The sequence below is a fragment of the Paramagnetospirillum kuznetsovii genome (genome assembly GCF_003284725.1).
Taxonomy (GTDB): Bacteria; Pseudomonadota; Alphaproteobacteria; order Rhodospirillales; family Magnetospirillaceae; genus Phaeospirillum; species Phaeospirillum kuznetsovii.
This window is the reverse complement of record NZ_PGTO01000017.1, coordinates 12,745-26,460: the sequence shown is the minus strand read 5'-3', so window position 1 is coordinate 26,460 and position 13,716 is coordinate 12,745. Positions and strand designations below refer to the sequence as shown.

General features: G+C 59.0%; 22 protein-coding genes, 1 tRNA gene and 1 pseudogene. 13 read left to right on the top strand and 11 right to left on the bottom strand.

Translation table 11 applies throughout. The features are described 5' to 3' along the window. A complete protein-coding gene (locus tag CU669_RS16765) occupies positions 1-261 on the bottom strand; it encodes a phospholipase D-like domain-containing protein (protein ID WP_192884631.1) in 261 nt (86 codons plus the stop codon). Between the two features lie 21 nt (positions 262-282). Here CU669_RS16765 and CU669_RS21410 point away from each other — a divergent pair, with 21 nt between their 5' ends. Further along, positions 283-432: a hypothetical protein gene (locus tag CU669_RS21410; RefSeq protein WP_161539694.1), complete on the top strand. Its 150-nt coding sequence runs from the start codon at positions 283-285 to the stop codon at positions 430-432. On the opposite strand, the gene CU669_RS16760 is transcribed toward CU669_RS21410, so the two are convergent. Beyond that, a complete protein-coding gene (locus tag CU669_RS16760) occupies positions 429-836 on the bottom strand; it encodes a MucR family transcriptional regulator (RefSeq protein ID WP_112146742.1) in 408 nt (135 codons plus the stop codon). The two genes, CU669_RS21410 and CU669_RS16760, sit on opposite strands and share 4 nt — an antisense overlap. Positions 837-986: 150 nt before the next feature. On the opposite strand from CU669_RS16760, the gene CU669_RS16755 reads away from it, so the two are divergent. The 3 genes from CU669_RS16755 to CU669_RS16745 all read left to right on the top strand — a co-directional run bounded on the left by CU669_RS16755 (position 987) and on the right by CU669_RS16745 (position 2,072). After that, positions 987-1,262 (top strand): WGR domain-containing protein, encoded by a 276-nt coding sequence (locus CU669_RS16755; protein WP_112146741.1) that lies wholly within the window; start codon positions 987-989, stop codon positions 1,260-1,262. A gap of 238 nt (positions 1,263-1,500) precedes the next feature. Further along, positions 1,501-1,680, top strand: a complete 180-nt coding sequence (locus tag CU669_RS16750; protein WP_112146740.1) for a type II toxin-antitoxin system HicA family toxin — start codon at positions 1,501-1,503, stop codon at positions 1,678-1,680. Next, positions 1,677-2,072 (top strand): type II toxin-antitoxin system HicB family antitoxin, encoded by a 396-nt coding sequence (locus CU669_RS16745; protein ID WP_239988755.1) that lies wholly within the window; start codon positions 1,677-1,679, stop codon positions 2,070-2,072. The genes CU669_RS16750 and CU669_RS16745 overlap by 4 nt, the downstream gene beginning before the upstream one ends. Before the next feature lie 171 nt (positions 2,073-2,243). On the opposite strand, the gene CU669_RS16740 is transcribed toward CU669_RS16745, so the two are convergent. The 3 genes from CU669_RS16740 to CU669_RS16730 form a co-directional block, all read right to left on the bottom strand. Continuing rightward, positions 2,244-2,552, bottom strand: a complete 309-nt coding sequence (locus CU669_RS16740) for a helix-turn-helix domain-containing protein (RefSeq protein WP_112146739.1) — start codon at positions 2,550-2,552, stop codon at positions 2,244-2,246. Continuing rightward, positions 2,549-2,905 carry a type II toxin-antitoxin system RelE/ParE family toxin gene (locus CU669_RS16735; RefSeq protein WP_205119485.1) on the bottom strand — a complete coding sequence of 119 codons (357 nt, stop codon included), beginning with the start codon at positions 2,903-2,905 and terminating at the stop codon, positions 2,549-2,551. The genes CU669_RS16740 and CU669_RS16735 overlap by 4 nt, the downstream gene beginning before the upstream one ends. A gap of 145 nt (positions 2,906-3,050) precedes the next feature. Continuing rightward, positions 3,051-3,929 carry a WYL domain-containing protein gene (locus CU669_RS16730; RefSeq protein WP_112146738.1) on the bottom strand — a complete coding sequence of 293 codons (879 nt, stop codon included), beginning with the start codon at positions 3,927-3,929 and terminating at the stop codon, positions 3,051-3,053. A 148-nt stretch (positions 3,930-4,077) separates the two neighbouring features. Here CU669_RS16730 and CU669_RS16725 point away from each other — a divergent pair, with 148 nt between their 5' ends. Both CU669_RS16725 and CU669_RS16720 read left to right on the top strand, forming a co-directional pair. Next, positions 4,078-4,350 carry a hypothetical protein gene (locus CU669_RS16725; protein WP_146747762.1) on the top strand — a complete coding sequence of 91 codons (273 nt, stop codon included), beginning with the start codon at positions 4,078-4,080 and terminating at the stop codon, positions 4,348-4,350. A gap of 15 nt (positions 4,351-4,365) precedes the next feature. Continuing rightward, complete coding sequence (locus tag CU669_RS16720) at positions 4,366-5,052, top strand: YfbR-like 5'-deoxynucleotidase (protein ID WP_112146795.1); 687 nt, start codon at positions 4,366-4,368, stop codon at positions 5,050-5,052. 5 nt (positions 5,053-5,057) lie between these two features. Here the strand turns inward: CU669_RS16720 and CU669_RS21405 are convergent, their stop codons facing one another. Next, positions 5,058-5,231: a hypothetical protein gene (locus CU669_RS21405; protein WP_161539693.1), complete on the bottom strand. Its 174-nt coding sequence runs from the start codon at positions 5,229-5,231 to the stop codon at positions 5,058-5,060. Between the two features lie 57 nt (positions 5,232-5,288). On the opposite strand from CU669_RS21405, the gene CU669_RS16710 reads away from it, so the two are divergent. Beyond that, positions 5,289-6,197, top strand: a complete 909-nt coding sequence (locus CU669_RS16710; RefSeq protein ID WP_112146735.1) for a 3'-5' exonuclease — start codon at positions 5,289-5,291, stop codon at positions 6,195-6,197. On the opposite strand, the gene CU669_RS16705 is transcribed toward CU669_RS16710, so the two are convergent. Then, positions 6,194-6,427 carry a TraR/DksA family transcriptional regulator gene (locus CU669_RS16705; protein ID WP_112146794.1) on the bottom strand — a complete coding sequence of 78 codons (234 nt, stop codon included), beginning with the start codon at positions 6,425-6,427 and terminating at the stop codon, positions 6,194-6,196. The two genes, CU669_RS16710 and CU669_RS16705, sit on opposite strands and share 4 nt — an antisense overlap. 94 nt (positions 6,428-6,521) lie before the next feature. Here CU669_RS16705 and CU669_RS16700 point away from each other — a divergent pair, with 94 nt between their 5' ends. The 4 genes from CU669_RS16700 (at position 6,522) to CU669_RS16680 (ending at position 8,608) form a co-directional block, all read left to right on the top strand. Continuing rightward, the gene (locus CU669_RS16700; protein WP_112146734.1) at positions 6,522-6,872 is read left to right on the top strand and encodes an MbcA/ParS/Xre antitoxin family protein; all 351 of its coding nucleotides are present in this window, start codon (positions 6,522-6,524) and stop codon (positions 6,870-6,872) included. A 621-nt stretch (positions 6,873-7,493) separates the two neighbouring features. Next, positions 7,494-8,003, top strand: coding sequence for a helix-turn-helix domain-containing protein (locus tag CU669_RS16690; RefSeq protein ID WP_112146732.1), 510 nt, complete (start codon positions 7,494-7,496; stop codon positions 8,001-8,003). A 31-nt stretch (positions 8,004-8,034) separates the two neighbouring features. Further along, positions 8,035-8,472, top strand: a complete 438-nt coding sequence (locus CU669_RS21165; RefSeq protein WP_146747761.1) for a hypothetical protein — start codon at positions 8,035-8,037, stop codon at positions 8,470-8,472. A gap of 18 nt (positions 8,473-8,490) precedes the next feature. Continuing rightward, positions 8,491-8,608: transfer RNA gene (locus CU669_RS16680), tRNA-OTHER, on the top strand. 15 nt (positions 8,609-8,623) lie between these two features. Here the strand turns inward: CU669_RS16680 and CU669_RS16675 are convergent. Then, entirely contained in the window at positions 8,624-8,932 is a 309-nt protein-coding gene (locus CU669_RS16675; protein WP_239988754.1) for a HigA family addiction module antitoxin, read from the bottom strand. A 7-nt stretch (positions 8,933-8,939) separates the two neighbouring features. Then, positions 8,940-9,260 carry a type II toxin-antitoxin system RelE/ParE family toxin gene (locus CU669_RS16670; protein WP_112146730.1) on the bottom strand — a complete coding sequence of 107 codons (321 nt, stop codon included), beginning with the start codon at positions 9,258-9,260 and terminating at the stop codon, positions 8,940-8,942. 356 nt (positions 9,261-9,616) lie between these two features. Here CU669_RS16670 and CU669_RS16665 point away from each other — a divergent pair, with 356 nt between their 5' ends. Beyond that, a complete protein-coding gene (locus CU669_RS16665) occupies positions 9,617-11,749 on the top strand; it encodes a class I poly(R)-hydroxyalkanoic acid synthase (protein ID WP_205119483.1) in 2,133 nt (710 codons plus the stop codon). Between the two features lie 30 nt (positions 11,750-11,779). Here the strand turns inward: CU669_RS16665 and CU669_RS16660 are convergent, their stop codons facing one another. Both CU669_RS16660 and CU669_RS16655 read right to left on the bottom strand, forming a co-directional pair. Then, the gene (locus tag CU669_RS16660) at positions 11,780-12,061 is read right to left on the bottom strand and encodes a hypothetical protein (protein WP_112146729.1); all 282 of its coding nucleotides are present in this window, start codon (positions 12,059-12,061) and stop codon (positions 11,780-11,782) included. A 170-nt stretch (positions 12,062-12,231) separates the two neighbouring features. Further along, positions 12,232-13,314, bottom strand: a pseudogene (locus CU669_RS16655) (IS5 family transposase); the annotation flags it as partial. Here CU669_RS16655 and CU669_RS16650 point away from each other — a divergent pair. Continuing rightward, on the top strand, positions 13,279-13,587 hold the full coding sequence (locus CU669_RS16650; RefSeq protein WP_112146728.1) for a hypothetical protein: 309 nt from the start codon (positions 13,279-13,281) through the stop codon (positions 13,585-13,587). The pseudogene CU669_RS16655 and the gene CU669_RS16650 overlap by 36 nt on opposite strands. Positions 13,588-13,716: the final 129 nt, after the last annotated feature.

Sequence of the window (13,716 nt, the reverse complement as noted above, 5' to 3'; positions counted from 1 at the left end):
TTAACTCCATTCCTTGGGTTCATGAGGCCAGCATGGTTTTTTTGAGCGGCTGAACATGAGAGACGTCCTGACCAAGGCCTTGACGATGGGCGGGCTGGTGAAGCTGTACGCCTGGACCAGCACCTCCGACCTAGCGGCGGCGATCTCGGACACGACCAAGCCGGTGCAATCCTCGCCCGGCGTGAAGCAGGTATGGATCTCGGCGGCTATAGCCGGGGCGGACAGCGTCAGCAGCACGCCAGAAACAAACAGTGTCCTCATCTCACCCACCACCAGATCTCGGTGACCATAGCCAGCAGCCCGGCCAGGATCAGCGGTTGTCTGCGACGGCGCTGCAATTGGATGGGCGTCAGCGTGCAGCTTGCCACATGGCGTGAGACCATCATCGACCTCAACGCCGAGCAGATCGTAACGCCGGGGTTTTATTATTAAGCCTTTGGCTTCCGTGACCGCGGCTTGGTGCCCAACCCGATGGCCTTGGCCATCTCGGAACGCGCCGCACCATAGGCTGGCGCCACCATGGGATAGTCCAAGGGTAGACCCCACTTTGCGCGGTATTCGTCAGGGCTCAAGCCGTAGGCCGTCATGAGATGCCGCTTGAGCATCTTAAGCTTCTTGCCGTCCTCGAGACAGATCAGGTAATCGGCCGTTACAGACTTTTTGATGGGTACCGCCGGCACGGCCGGCTCAACCGGCGCCGGGGCGTTGCCGACACTGGCGAGCGCACTGTAGACGCGGGTGATCACCCCAGGTAGATCGCTAGTAGGAAGCTCATTCGCAGAGACAAAGGCGGCTACAATTGTGGTGGTGAGAGACTTGAGATCGGGCTCGGACATTTAGACCTCCGGCTATATTTCCCCCATTCATGCCGGTGGTTGCCTTAAGATTCAAGTGATAATCTTCTCTCAACGACAAGGATGTCCTTGCAGAACGATTCGGCAACATATTAGACTCGCTGGAGCACTATACTTTGCCGCGAGGCTATTATGTTCGATGTTTTTCATACCCGCCTGGAAGCGCGTTTGCCGAGTCGTAATATCATGCGATTTTACGAAGTATCGGTTGGCCGCGATCTCTTCGACGAATGGCAAGTGGCGACCCGGAATGGGCGGATCGGGGCTAGGGGCCAGCTGCGCTACCACACCGCTGAGAGCCGGGAGGCCGCCATGACGGTGGTGGGGCAGATTTTGAAGCGCAGGGCGACGGCGCCAAAGAGGATTGGTGTGGCCTATACCGTCGTGGCCCAGTCCCCCGACCAGTAACTCGCGAAGTTTTGCGCGAACCGGTTCGCGGTTTGGCTTCTCACTACGCAGCCTGGTGGGTTTCGTAGGCCTGCACCAGAACATCGGCGGGCAGATCCAGCAATGCACCAAGCTTCCGGATCGGTCGATTGATTCCCGTCATGATATTTCATACCTCGTTCGCATCAATGCCGTCGTATTGCCGGTGGGGAGGGTGTGTAGCGTTGACACCGTCGCATGTCGTGTGTAACGTACACACATGAAAAGCGCCAACCTAATCCGCCTCCTGGAAGCCGATGGCTGGGCCCTCGACAGGATCCGTGGATCGCATCACGTCTTCAAGCATCCGGTTAAGCCAGGGATTGTCGTGGTGCCCCACCCAAAGAAGGACCTTGGTAGCGTTTTGGTGGCAGCAATTCTCAAACAGGCAGGCCTATGATGCGCTATCCCATTCTGATCGAAGAAGGCTCCGACACCACGGCGTTCGGCGTGGTAGTCCCCGATCTGCCGGGTTGTTTTTCGGCGGGGGACAGTTTGGACGAGGCTTTGGACGGCGCTAGGGAGGCCGCGGCGGCATGGATCGATGCTGCCCTGGATGCCGGCATGCCGGTTCCATCTCCCACGAAGCTTGAAGATGCTCGCCGTTTGTCCGGATATGAGGGTTGGACCGTCGGCGTTGTTGATCTGGACCAGGCTTTGTTCGACGACAGCATCGAGCGTGTCAATATCACCCTGCCAAAGCGCATTCTGCGCCGGCTTGATGACCTAGCCGCTGCCCGGCATCAGAGCCGGGGGGCCTTCATCGCCGACCTCACCATGGTCACGAAATGAAAGCCACGCCTGATCGGCTCATCTATGCCTAGGAGCGGGTGGAATGCGCCTTGGCTGCCGGAGGAGACGGACTATCGATCCTTCCACCCCTCCGGCTAAGGACGTTCCTATCGTGGCGCAAGACGTACACGGCCAACAATCCGCTGCGAGCCACACAGCGAGGGGCAGCCGTTATGGTGCCGATAGGGCATCCTCGACGGCCTTCGGGTTCCGCTCGATGACGGTTAAGTAGGCCCTGGCCGACTGGTCGGGGCGGCGGCGGCCCTGCTCCCATTCCTGCACCGTGCGAGTGGGGAACCGGAACCGCTTGGCAAACTGCTCGCGGGACATGCCCAGCCGGGTGCGGATGGCGCGTACATCCACATCCAGCATCACCTCGACCCGGTGGACAGCGGCAGGTGCCGCCTCGCCCGTGGCTATCGCCAGAGCTTCGCCCATTGCCGCGACCAGCTCGTCGCTAACATCCTTCTTGACGCTCATTCTGTCCTCCGTGCCTTTGCCGTCGCCTTGATGCCTGCCGCGAATCCGGCCACCGCCTTCACCTGATCCGGCGATAGATCTGCCTGCTCGCCCTTGCCGTAAATGAATACCGCGTAGAGCGGGCTGGCCCGGTCGAAGAAGTAGTAGATGACCCTCGCACCGCCGGACTTGCCCTTACCCTTGGCGGCGAACCTGACTTTGCGGACCCCGCCGGTTCCGGTGATTTCGTCACCGGCCTCAGGGTTCTCGGCCAGAAAGGTAATCAGTTCGTTGCGTTCGTCGGCGGACAGCAGCTTATCCGCCCTGCGGGCGAAGGCTGTGGTTTCCGCGACGGTAATCAGGGAGCGATCCATGCCGATAATGATGCGGCATTGACGCAGTATCAGTCAAGTGGATGATATGCGGCACTGACGCAGTGGTGTGGGGCCGGGCCCCATTCTACGCACCCTCCAGCTGCATTCCCTAGGCCCCCCCGCCTTGGCTGCCGGACGAGATGGCCTATCGATCCTTCCACCCCTCCGGCAACGCTTCGTCGACCTGATCCCGGTTCATCACCACAATCTGTCGGTGCTCGGGCTTTTGGTCGGGCCGATCATCTTCAATGCCATTGAGCTTGAGAAAATAGGGCAGAGTGAGTTTTGGCACGTTCACCGTCAGGACGTCCGCATCCCCCACAAGATACTCGGCCGCCAGGACCTTCTGGGCACCATCCTCAAGCCGAGGATCAATGGCGATCTCCACCTTGATTTCGTCATGCCACTGCGGATCCTTTGAGGCCGCTTCTCCAGCATCTCGCTTTGCCCTGACGTCAAGAATGCGGGTCAGCACAAAATCACCGAACCGCTGATTTTTGAGATCCCAGCCCCGGCAGTGCCAGCGGAAACCGCTATAGACCAATCCGACCGGCCTGATCCATCGCCAGTCCTCCTTGTGGGTGGTGGCCTGATAGCGGATCTCGATCTCCAGACCGTAATGGATGGCGAGGACGACAGGTTGCAGTACCGAGGCCTCTACCGGCTTGCGGGCAATCTTGCGGGCCACCAGGACTGGAGGCGGACTGCCGATCCAGCAATCCCGCCCACCAGCGGCATCTGCACTCTCAGGGCAAAGCATCGCCAGATAGCGCGGCGCATCCGGCGCATAGAGGACCGGAACGAAACCTTCATTGGACCGATATCGCTTTTCCTTCGGCGAATAGGTCATGGCATCCGGGCAGAGGCCGTTATAGGCCCGGAAATCCACCGAAGCCTGAATGTCGGAAATTCCGAATGCCTGGGTCAGATCGCGGCGATTGACCCGCCCCTCCCAGTAAAGCCGGAACTCAAGGAATTCCAGGCGCTTTCGTACTTCCTGAGGCAGGTCATCCAGATCACTCAAAACAGGGCCTCCGAATCACATTGACTCAAGTACGCATCGCTATTATACATATAGCCACAATGCGCATCGCAGTTATGGGCATTGTGAGGATGAGTGTAGCGGGATCGGCCTTCCTTCTGCAAGGGGGCCATTATCAAGGGAGGACAAAATGGGCGCAGCGGCACATTGGGAATCTCGGATCCAGCAGCGAGGCATTCCCGTAGAGGCGATTGACCTTGTCATGGCCTATGGCGAGAGCCAGCACGACCATCACGGCTGCGAAATCATCTACCTCTCAGCTCGCGGCAAGCAGCGGGTCCTGAAGGACGCAGCCAACCGGAATCTTCGACGTCTCGACAAATTGCTCGATGTCTACGTGGTGGTCGGCCGCAACGGCATCGCCACTGTCGGCCATCGCTATAAGCGCATCGCCCGGCCTTAGCAGGAGGATATGACCATGACCATCCAACGCTTCGATCAAAAGCTCGTCCATCGTGCCTGGCAGCGCATGCGCTCGGGTCGGCGCCTCGACATCCTCGACCCGTCGCCGCTGGAAATCGAGATCGACGATATCGCCCTCGGCCTGTCGCGCGAGGCGCGCTGGAACGGCCAGACCCGTGGTGAGCATGCCTATTCGGTGGCGCAGCACTCCATCTTGGTGACGGAACTGATGGCTTCCGATGTGCCGGATTTGCAGACGGAAGCCCTTCTGGCGGGCTTCCTGCACGATGCACCCGAGTACGTTACCTCCGACCTGGTGACGCCGTTTAAGAAGCACATCGGGTCGGTCTATCGGACCATCGAGGACCGAGTTGCCCGAGCCGTCAGGGTGGCGTTCAATCTCCCGGCTGAACTTCCCCAGGAATGGGCTGAAGCCATCGATCGTGCCGATCATGCTGCCGCCTATCTGGAGGCCGTCCATCTGGCCGGGTTTAGCGAACAGGAAGCCAGAACCCTTTTTGACTTCCGTCGCCGTGCCCCGATTATCGACATTGAACCGTGGGAAGCCAGGGTGGCTAAAGACCGTTTTCTGGCGGTCTTTGATGACCTTGTAGCCGGTGGCCATGGCTGCCGAACCATCTGGGCGGGTCAGCCGCTCTGGGCCGTACCCGAATTGCAACTGGTCGAGGCTCGGAGCGCATGATGATCTCAGCAAATGACGGCCATGCCGCTGAGGCCCGAAGACTGATCCGGCGCTTTGGCGAGGTTGCTCGAACCATCGTCGCCGAGGCGGCAGATGAATATCTGCGCCTTGGGGACATGCGAGGCCGCGATGAGCGGTTGCTTCTGCTGACCGAGATTGAGCGCCTTTTGCAGTCCCAATCCGTGGACAGCATTTAATGGTATGATGCCGGCCGATAATTGCCTGAGGAATGATGGATGACGGAAACCGATTTCGACGCCATGGCGGTAACCTTGGAAGCCTCAGGCCGGTTCCGTGTTCAGCGCCGCATCGATCGACGCGAGCAGGTTCATGCCGACGATGGCACCGCCAAGAAGATCGGCGTCATCGTTGATGTGGAGACCACCGGGCTTGATTTGATCAAGGACGAAATCATCGAACTTGGCATGGTCTTGTTCGAATTCTCCTCCGATGGCCGGATCTTCCGGATCCTTGATGTGGTCGAGGCGTTCCAAGAGCCGACCATCCCCATTCTGCCTGAGATTACCCAACTCACCGGCATCACCGCCGAGATGGTCGCCGGACAGTCCATTGACGTTGCCGAGATCGAGCGGCTGATCGCTCCGGTCGCTCTGGTGATCGCCCATAATGCCGGTTTTGACCGGCGGTTCCTTGAGCGTCTGGCCCCTGGATTTGCCAAGAAGGCCTGGGCCTGCTCCATTAACGAGATCGACTGGGCGGCCGAAGGCATCGGTGGCACCAAGCTGTTCTATCTGCTGGCCCAGTATGGCCTGTTCCACGATGGTCACCGTGCCGGAGCTGATTGTCTGGCGCTGCTGGAAATTCTAGCCAGTCCCTTGCCGATTACCGGGAGGCTTGGATTGGAGCAGCTCCTGGTCGATGCACGCTGCCCCACGGTCAGGATTTGGGCCGAATACGCGCCCTTCGACTACAAGGATGATCTCAAGCGTCGGGGCTATAAATGGAATGACGGCTCCGATGGCACTCCGAAAGCTTGGTGGATCGACGTCCGGGAAGACGCCCTGGCAGCTGAGTTGACCTATCTGCGCGACGAAATCTATCGCCGGGACATCACGCTGCCGATGCAGCGGATGACCGCTTTTGAGCGGTATTCGGCTCGAGGAGGAGAGGTGGTGCGAGCCTAGCCGCGCCCACCCAGCTTAAGGCGACGTTGGTACTCAGCTTCCGCCTTGGCCGCACAATCGCAGCATGTCGGGGCGGCCGGATTGGCTTGCAGACGAGCGGCCTCAATGGCCTGGCCACAGGCTCGGCAGACGCCTGATGACGGGGCCTTGAGCTGGCGGCTGAGAGCAACCTGGATGGCCATATTGGTCATCAATTCCGCCCGTTCGTTGGCGGTATCAATTTCGTCCACGCTTAGCACCTTGTCAGTTGATGGCCGGCCCAATAGATAATGCGAAAATCTGGACGGACAAGGGTTATGAGGGGCGTTTGGAACCTATTGGGCGATGATGGTCATGGTGGATAGCGAACCAGATCGCGAAGCGAAACTGGCGGAGATCGTCGCTAAGATCCGCCACATTCTCGTCGGAGATGACCCACAGGACATCGCTGAGGCGGTGCCCCCTGAACCGCAGAAGCCGGTGGTAACCTGGATCAGTGTCGCCCGGGCCCATCGTTTAACCCTGTTGGCAAACCATGTGTTCGGCGATGAGGATAAAGCCTGCATTTGGCTGACGGAGCCGCAGGAAAGGTTTGGGGGCAAATCCCTGATGCAATTGGCCGAGAATCCCGCCGTTGCCGATCATATCGAAGAGGCATTGCGGCGGATCCACGAGGAACAGATTTTCAAGGATTAACCCCAAATACACACCCATCGCAGCCCTATCAAATGAATAATTATTGTGAACATATGGCCTATGAATTTGAATTCAGAACAAACCAAAAGCGCACTTGATCAATGCCTTATAGATATAGTTAGGCATTTGCCTCATATAGATGCGCCAGACAAGCTTGAGCAAGTGACAGAATTGCTTTTGATGGCAATTTTGTCGCGCGAGCCATTGAAGCCATTGCGGGATGCATTGGTTGCTTCTATCCGCCGCACAATAAATGAAGTGCGCGGTCGACCTCCAGGCCACGGCAGACGGAACGCCATGAGACTGTCTGCGGTGATGTGCAGAAAATCTCTGCAGGTGGCCAGGATCGCGTCAAAAGTTATCTGACCTTACGAGGCATGATCTGGCAAAAGGCTAAATCGGCGATGGCGGCTGTCGAAGACTCCATCGCCGATCTTCGCTGGGCGGGATTGGGGATAAGGGGCCTCCCACCCAATTGTGGCCGCGTCATCTGGGGGATGGGCCACATGGAAACGATATCTGGACCATCGGTTGGGATCAAGATAGCCATGTACGGCTGGCTTGAGCCATCTCCCCAATGAGGCCATACTGGAGTCAATCCAATAAACGAAAGGTAGCGCCATGGCCAAGAAGCCCACTGCCACACATCAAGAAGCAAAACCCGGCGCTAAGAGCACCAAACGATCTGTTCGCGGCCGGTTGGAAGATGGTTCCGCGAACCCCATTGATGTTCATGTTGGAGCTCGCACGCGGCTTCGTCGGACCCTGCTCGGTATGAGCCAGGAGAAGTTGGGAGAGGCCATTGGCCTTACCTTCCAGCAGGTTCAGAAGTACGAACGGGGCGCCAACCGCATTGGAGCCAGCCGTCTGTTCGATCTGTCCCGAGTTCTGGATGTGCCGGTATCATTTTTCTTCGATGATATGGACGAAGACGCGCAGTCCAGCAGCCCGGCGGCGGTGATCAAGGGTGAAGCCGTGACAACTGCGGCCAGTCCGGGTGACGAACGCAATCCCATGGCCAAGCGTGAGACCCTGGAACTGGTGCGGGCCTATTACAGCATCACCGATGAGAGTGTTCGCCGGAAGGTCTATGAACTGGCCAAAACCCTGGGTGGATCTGATAAGACCTAACGGCTCACCCCTCGGGCAGGATGCGTTGATAGTGGCCACCAAGAAATGCGTAAAGCAGGGCTGTGAGGTTGCAGAAACCTGCGCTGTTAGCGCAGAAGCAAGCGTTCCCGCGCCGCCGACTCCTAAACGCACCAGGACCAAATCCAAGGCAGCCCCGCGCACGCGACCGAATCTGGAGATACCTGCTCAGCCAGAACTGAGCGCTGAACCGCCGGGGGAGTTGCCAGCAGCCAGCGAAGTGCCGGTGCCTTCCGTGCATGCGTCGTCAGTCTGTTTGGCCAAACCGAATTTGGGCGACGTCCACTGGCATAAGCAGGACAGCAACATCCTGGATGGCCGCGAAAGTCTTTTCCTCAAGGTTTGGGACGTGGTCAGCTCATTTCGCCGGCCAAAATCCGAAACCCGGCCAGTGCCTGCCAAAAAGCAGGCTGTTGAGGACGATGATCTCTATTCCAATCTGTTCAAGTAGCCTTTGTCGCTCAAAGAAGGGCGCGTAGCTCAATGGTTAGAGCCGGCCGGCTCAGTTACAGCCTCCGGCAAGACGACTGCTACTTTCAGCAGTCATGACGGTCTGGTTGCAAGTTCGAATCCTGCCGCGCCCACCATCACCCAGCTCGATTTTACGCAGCTCTGGGACGAACGACCCGATCAATTTCGGCACCATGTTCGGCTTCAGCCCGCTTAAGGTCATAGGTCTGCTGGAGATCCAGCCAAAATTTTGCGGGCATGCCGAAAAACCGTCCAAGCCGCAAGGCGGTGTCAGCAGTAACGGCACGCTGTCCCTTCAGGATGGCTGTAATCCGATTGTGAGGGACGGCGAGACGGCGACCAAATTCGGCGGCAGACAGGCCGAGGGCAGCCAGTTCATCGCCAAGGATCTCGCCGGGGTGGATTGGCGGCAAACCGTCAGTCTGGCGTTGATACATCATGGCCCTCCTAATGGTAGTCGGTTATTTCGACATCGACGGCATCACCGGCAACGTCAAGCGGATCGCCAGCGGGGCCGGTCTCCTCTTTCGCCTCCCAGCGGAAGCAAATCCGCCACTGGTCGTTGATCCGGATGCTGTACTGGCCGAGCCGGTCACCGCCTAATGCTTCAAAACGGTTTGATGGCAACGCCTGCAATGTTCGCATCGAGCAGGCCGCTTCCAAAGTCGCCATCCGCCGCTCTGCCTGACGGGCAAAGGCTGCGAAGGCGGGCACACGAGTGCCTTCAAAAAATGCCTTGGTCCTCTTGTCGGCAAAGAACTTGATCATGGCCCATGCTATCAAGATGTATGGAGTACGGCAAGCGTACAGGTATCTTGCGACTCCAACAGATGGCCATGGAGACATCGACTTGGAAGCACGTCAGTCATGGAAAAATTAGCGCAACACAATGAGGCGAATTCCCGACTGGCCGCTGATGGTGCGGCAAGAAATCCGGCCCGGCTGTAAACTTGGAAGTGTTTGAGGCGGCAGGAGCGAGTACCCTTGCCCAACATCTGACTCGGCATCGCTCTGGCATACGTTGGGGCCATCCCGGAATTACTTGACGTTCTGGACCGAACACCCCTGTCCGCGATGATCAACAGGGGAAAATTATCACCCTTTTCCCCCTGCCTGTGGAGGCAATGATGGCCACGAAGCGCAAAGCCGGTTCTGCCGATCACCCCAAAGAAGGGGGCGCCTCTGGAACAAAGCCAAAGTCAGCCATTAAGCCCACGCTGAAGCCGGCAGAAGGTTCCAATATCGGAAAGAAGCCGAATGCGGCAGGGAAAAAGGGCGGAAAGGCCGCCGTTGCACCACTCCCCCCAGCCCAGCCCTCCTCGAAGCCTGCTAAGGTTTCGCAGCCAAAGTCCCGGGCCAAGCCTGACCAGAAGTTTGCGGCAGCTGCGAGCCCCAAGCCCAAGCCGGCGCCGAAGCTGAAGCCGAAATCCGCTGCCGCCACGGTGGCGGAGGACATTGGCACGCAGAGCCCGGTGAAACCCACGGCCCAGCAACCTGACAAGCCTGAAACCCCGTACCAAGCTGCAGTCGCCCCACTGGCGGCCTTTGCCAGTCAAATGTGGCAGGCAAATCCTCTGTCAAAACTATTGCCCTTGGATATGGCTGCCATTGTGGAGGCGGTTTCCACAGTCTCAGCCCAGGCCCTGGAAGACCCTGCGAGAGCCAACGACGAAGCTCGAGAATTGACACTCAAGCTTTGGCAGAATGCATCAGATACCTGGACGGCCGCCATCGCCCGCTGGTCTGGCCAAGCCTCGCCGGTGACTGATCGGGATAAGGCTCCCGGCGGAGAAGTTGATCGGCGGTTTGATGCTCCAGAGTGGGAGCAGAACCCATTCTTTCACATGATGAAGCAGACCTATGGGCTGCTGTCGGAGCAATTGCTGAAACAGGCGGAGAGGGCGGACCTCGAAGGCAGCGACAAACAGCGCCTCGCATTCCATTTGCGCCAGTTGATTGACGCTTCCAGCCCAACCGTCTTCCTGCCAACAAATCCCGCAGCACTCCGTAAGGCCATGGAAACCGGAGGGACGAGCGTCGCCAACGGGATGCGCCAGTTGCTGGCCGATCTCGATTCCGGTCGGCTCAACATGACCGATACCGAAGCCTTCGCACCGGGCCGGAACCTTGCGTTGACGCCGGGTAAGGTGGTTTTCCGAAACAAGCTGATCGAGTTGATTCAGTACGCGCCCAAGGGTGAAAAGGCCCATGAGGTGCCGCTGCTGATCCTGCCGCCATGGATCAACAAGTTCTACATCCTCGATCTCCAACCCAAAAACAGCCTCGTGGCCTACCTGGTTGACCAGGGATTTACGGTGTTCATGGTCAGTTGGAAAAATCCGGACGCCTCGTTGGAGGAAACCTCACTCGATGACTACATGCTGGATGGCCCGATCGCCGCCAGCGATGCGGTTCGCCGTATTACCGGCGCCAAGCAGATCAACGCTATGGGCTATTGTATCGGCGGCACATTGTTGATGATGACCTTGGCCGCCCTGGCGGCCAAGGGTGATGATCGGTTCTCCTCGGCCACCCTGATGGTCTCCATGCAGGATTTCACCGAAGTTGGAGATACCGCTGTCTTCATGGACGAGCCGCACATCGAGTTCATTGAGAAGCAGATGTTGGAGCGCGGCTATCTCGACAGTCGGCATATGTCCGACATGTTCAATATGCTGCGCCCGAATGACCTGATCTGGGGGGCGGTGGTCAACAACTACCTCATGGGGGAAAAGCCACCGGCATTTGACCTCTTGTATTGGAATGCCGATGGAACCCGCATGGCTCGGGCTGCGCACAGCTTCTACCTGCGGAACACCTATATCGAAAACAATCTGATCAAACCCGGTGCCATCACGTTACTGGGAGAAAAGCTCGACCTCAGGAAGATCACCCAAGATATCTATGCTGTGGGGGCGGAAAAGGATCACATCGTTCCCTGGCGCGCTGCGTGGCAGGTCACGCGGTTGACCGGTGGTGATGTCCGTTATGTCCTCGCTGCCAGTGGGCATATTGCCGGCATGATCAATCCGCCGGCCAAGGCCAAAGGGGGGCATTTGACCAATGACTCTACAAGCAGGGCAGCCACCCCCGACGATTGGCTGGCGGGGGCTGTCGCGAAGCAAGGGAGTTGGTGGGCCGATTGGGCTCAGTGGTTGGCGGCACACTCTGGCGAGAAGGTCGCGATACCACCAATGGGAAGCAAAACCGACAAGCCCTTATGTGACGCACCGGGAACCTATGTGATGGAGCGATAAGGAACTCCGGTCACCGGCGCGCAGCCTAGTTTAGGCTGTGCGTCCCAACGGAATTGCGGACAGTTCAACTTCGCCGCCTGCGCTGAACTGGGTCTGCATCACAGCAAAGGCATATCGCTCCTTATCAATGGGACGACGAGCCCGGAGCTTTGCGACTTCATCAGGTGTGGGGCCGCGCCATTCATCAGACCCGGCGACAGGCATTGCCAGGAAGCTTGATGCCACCTTGATGGCTTGGCGGAAATCGCCAGCGCGGACGATGCAGAACGGAGCCTGATTGTAGTCGACGGCAAACAGAACGGACTGAGCCATAGCGGGACCTCCTAAAGACAATACCGTATGTTCATGTTTTGTTCGTAGTCCGTCAAGGGGTTTTTTGGCCGCGTGCATTAAGGGGCTCACAGCCCAACCATCAACAGGAAGTCCCCGTAACCACATAGGGGGTGTAAACCCAAACCGCAGAAAATTCCGTCACGCCAAATTTAGCCCGGTAACGACCGAATCCAGACAATTCGAACGACGATTGCCCACATGGTTTCCAGGATCAGGGACAAAAGAAGCCTCAGCCACTTGAGCAGGAGGCGGAAGTTGTGTCCGGCGCCGGACAGGATGGCGTTGATACGGTCGCCGTCCTTGCCCTTGAGGAAGTAGCGGTCGAGCAGACCGTCGTTCTTCATGTGGCCGATGACGGGTTCGATGGCGGATCGGCGACGCAGTTCGCGGCGGATGGCTTCGGTGGGGGCCTTGCTGCCGGAACGCCAGACCTTGAAGCGGTCGAGGCCGTGGCCGCGATAGCCCTTGTCGACATAGATGCGTTTGACGGTGACGCCGGTCCAGGCTTCGGCGGTTTCGACGGCGGCCTTGAGGGTGTGTCCGTCATAGGGATTGCCGTGCAGGGCGTCGATGTGGACGACGAACTGGCCGCCAGGAGAGCGGGCGTTGGTGGTGGCGACGGTGACCTTGCAACCGAACTCGTAGGGCTTGTGCGCCTTGCCCTTGCCGATGCACTCCACCTCGGGGGCGTGGAGGGAATAGACCTTGGGGAAGGAATCGCGCTTGAGCTGGGTGGCGACCCGCTCGGCCAGCCACAGCGGCCGACGGAAGGCGTCGGTCAGTGCCGGATTGCCTTCGATCTTGCGGCGGATGTCGCGCACCACCCGGTCGAGATAGACGCGCAGGCGCTTGAGTTCGCGCCGCGCCCGGTTGTGCTGCTTGGCGTGGGCATAGCGGCCCTGCTTGATCAGCGCCAGCTTGCCCACCCGCCGATAGCTCTGGCGCAGCGTCACGCCCATTTCCCCGGCGAGGCGCACCAGCCTCTCTCGCGCCTTGTGCATCAGCTTGGCGTCGGTGGGAAACGCCACCGCCTTGGGCTGCACCGTGGTGTCCACCGTGATCCGCTCCAGATCCTGGGGCTTCAGCGCCCCGCCGCGATGGGCGGCGGCCAGGCTTTCCTGGACCAGCGCCGCCAGTTCATCGGCGCCGATCCGCTGGCGCCAGCGGGTCATGGACGAGCGATCCACCGGAAGCGCGTGCTGGAAGAAGGTCTCGCCGCAGAAGAACTGGAAAGCCGCTTAGCCGCCCGGGTGAACGGCATCTCCGGTGAAGTCGGGCCCATATTTTTGCGGAGCTTTGACAGCGCAACAGGAAGTGGGCCAACGGACAATGTGGCGCTGGCAACGGCGGCGATGACCTATGATAACGCTCTGGCGGTGATTGCCTTGAGGCTGTATTCCGTTGGCTGGACCGTGCCGGTGCGCCAGGGCCTTGGAAAAAAGAAGCCCGAAATGCACGCGCGTTTCTCCTTTCACAGTGGGATGATCGGGAAGGACGGTTTGTGATTGGCACCTTGCCGGATGGGATCACGCAGAACCGAAACACCTCGGGCCTAGATGCCCAACTTTGGCCATTACTGCTCCCGGATGCGCCCGAGCAATGGCGTAGAAGCATTGCCTACGCGGAACGCGCTC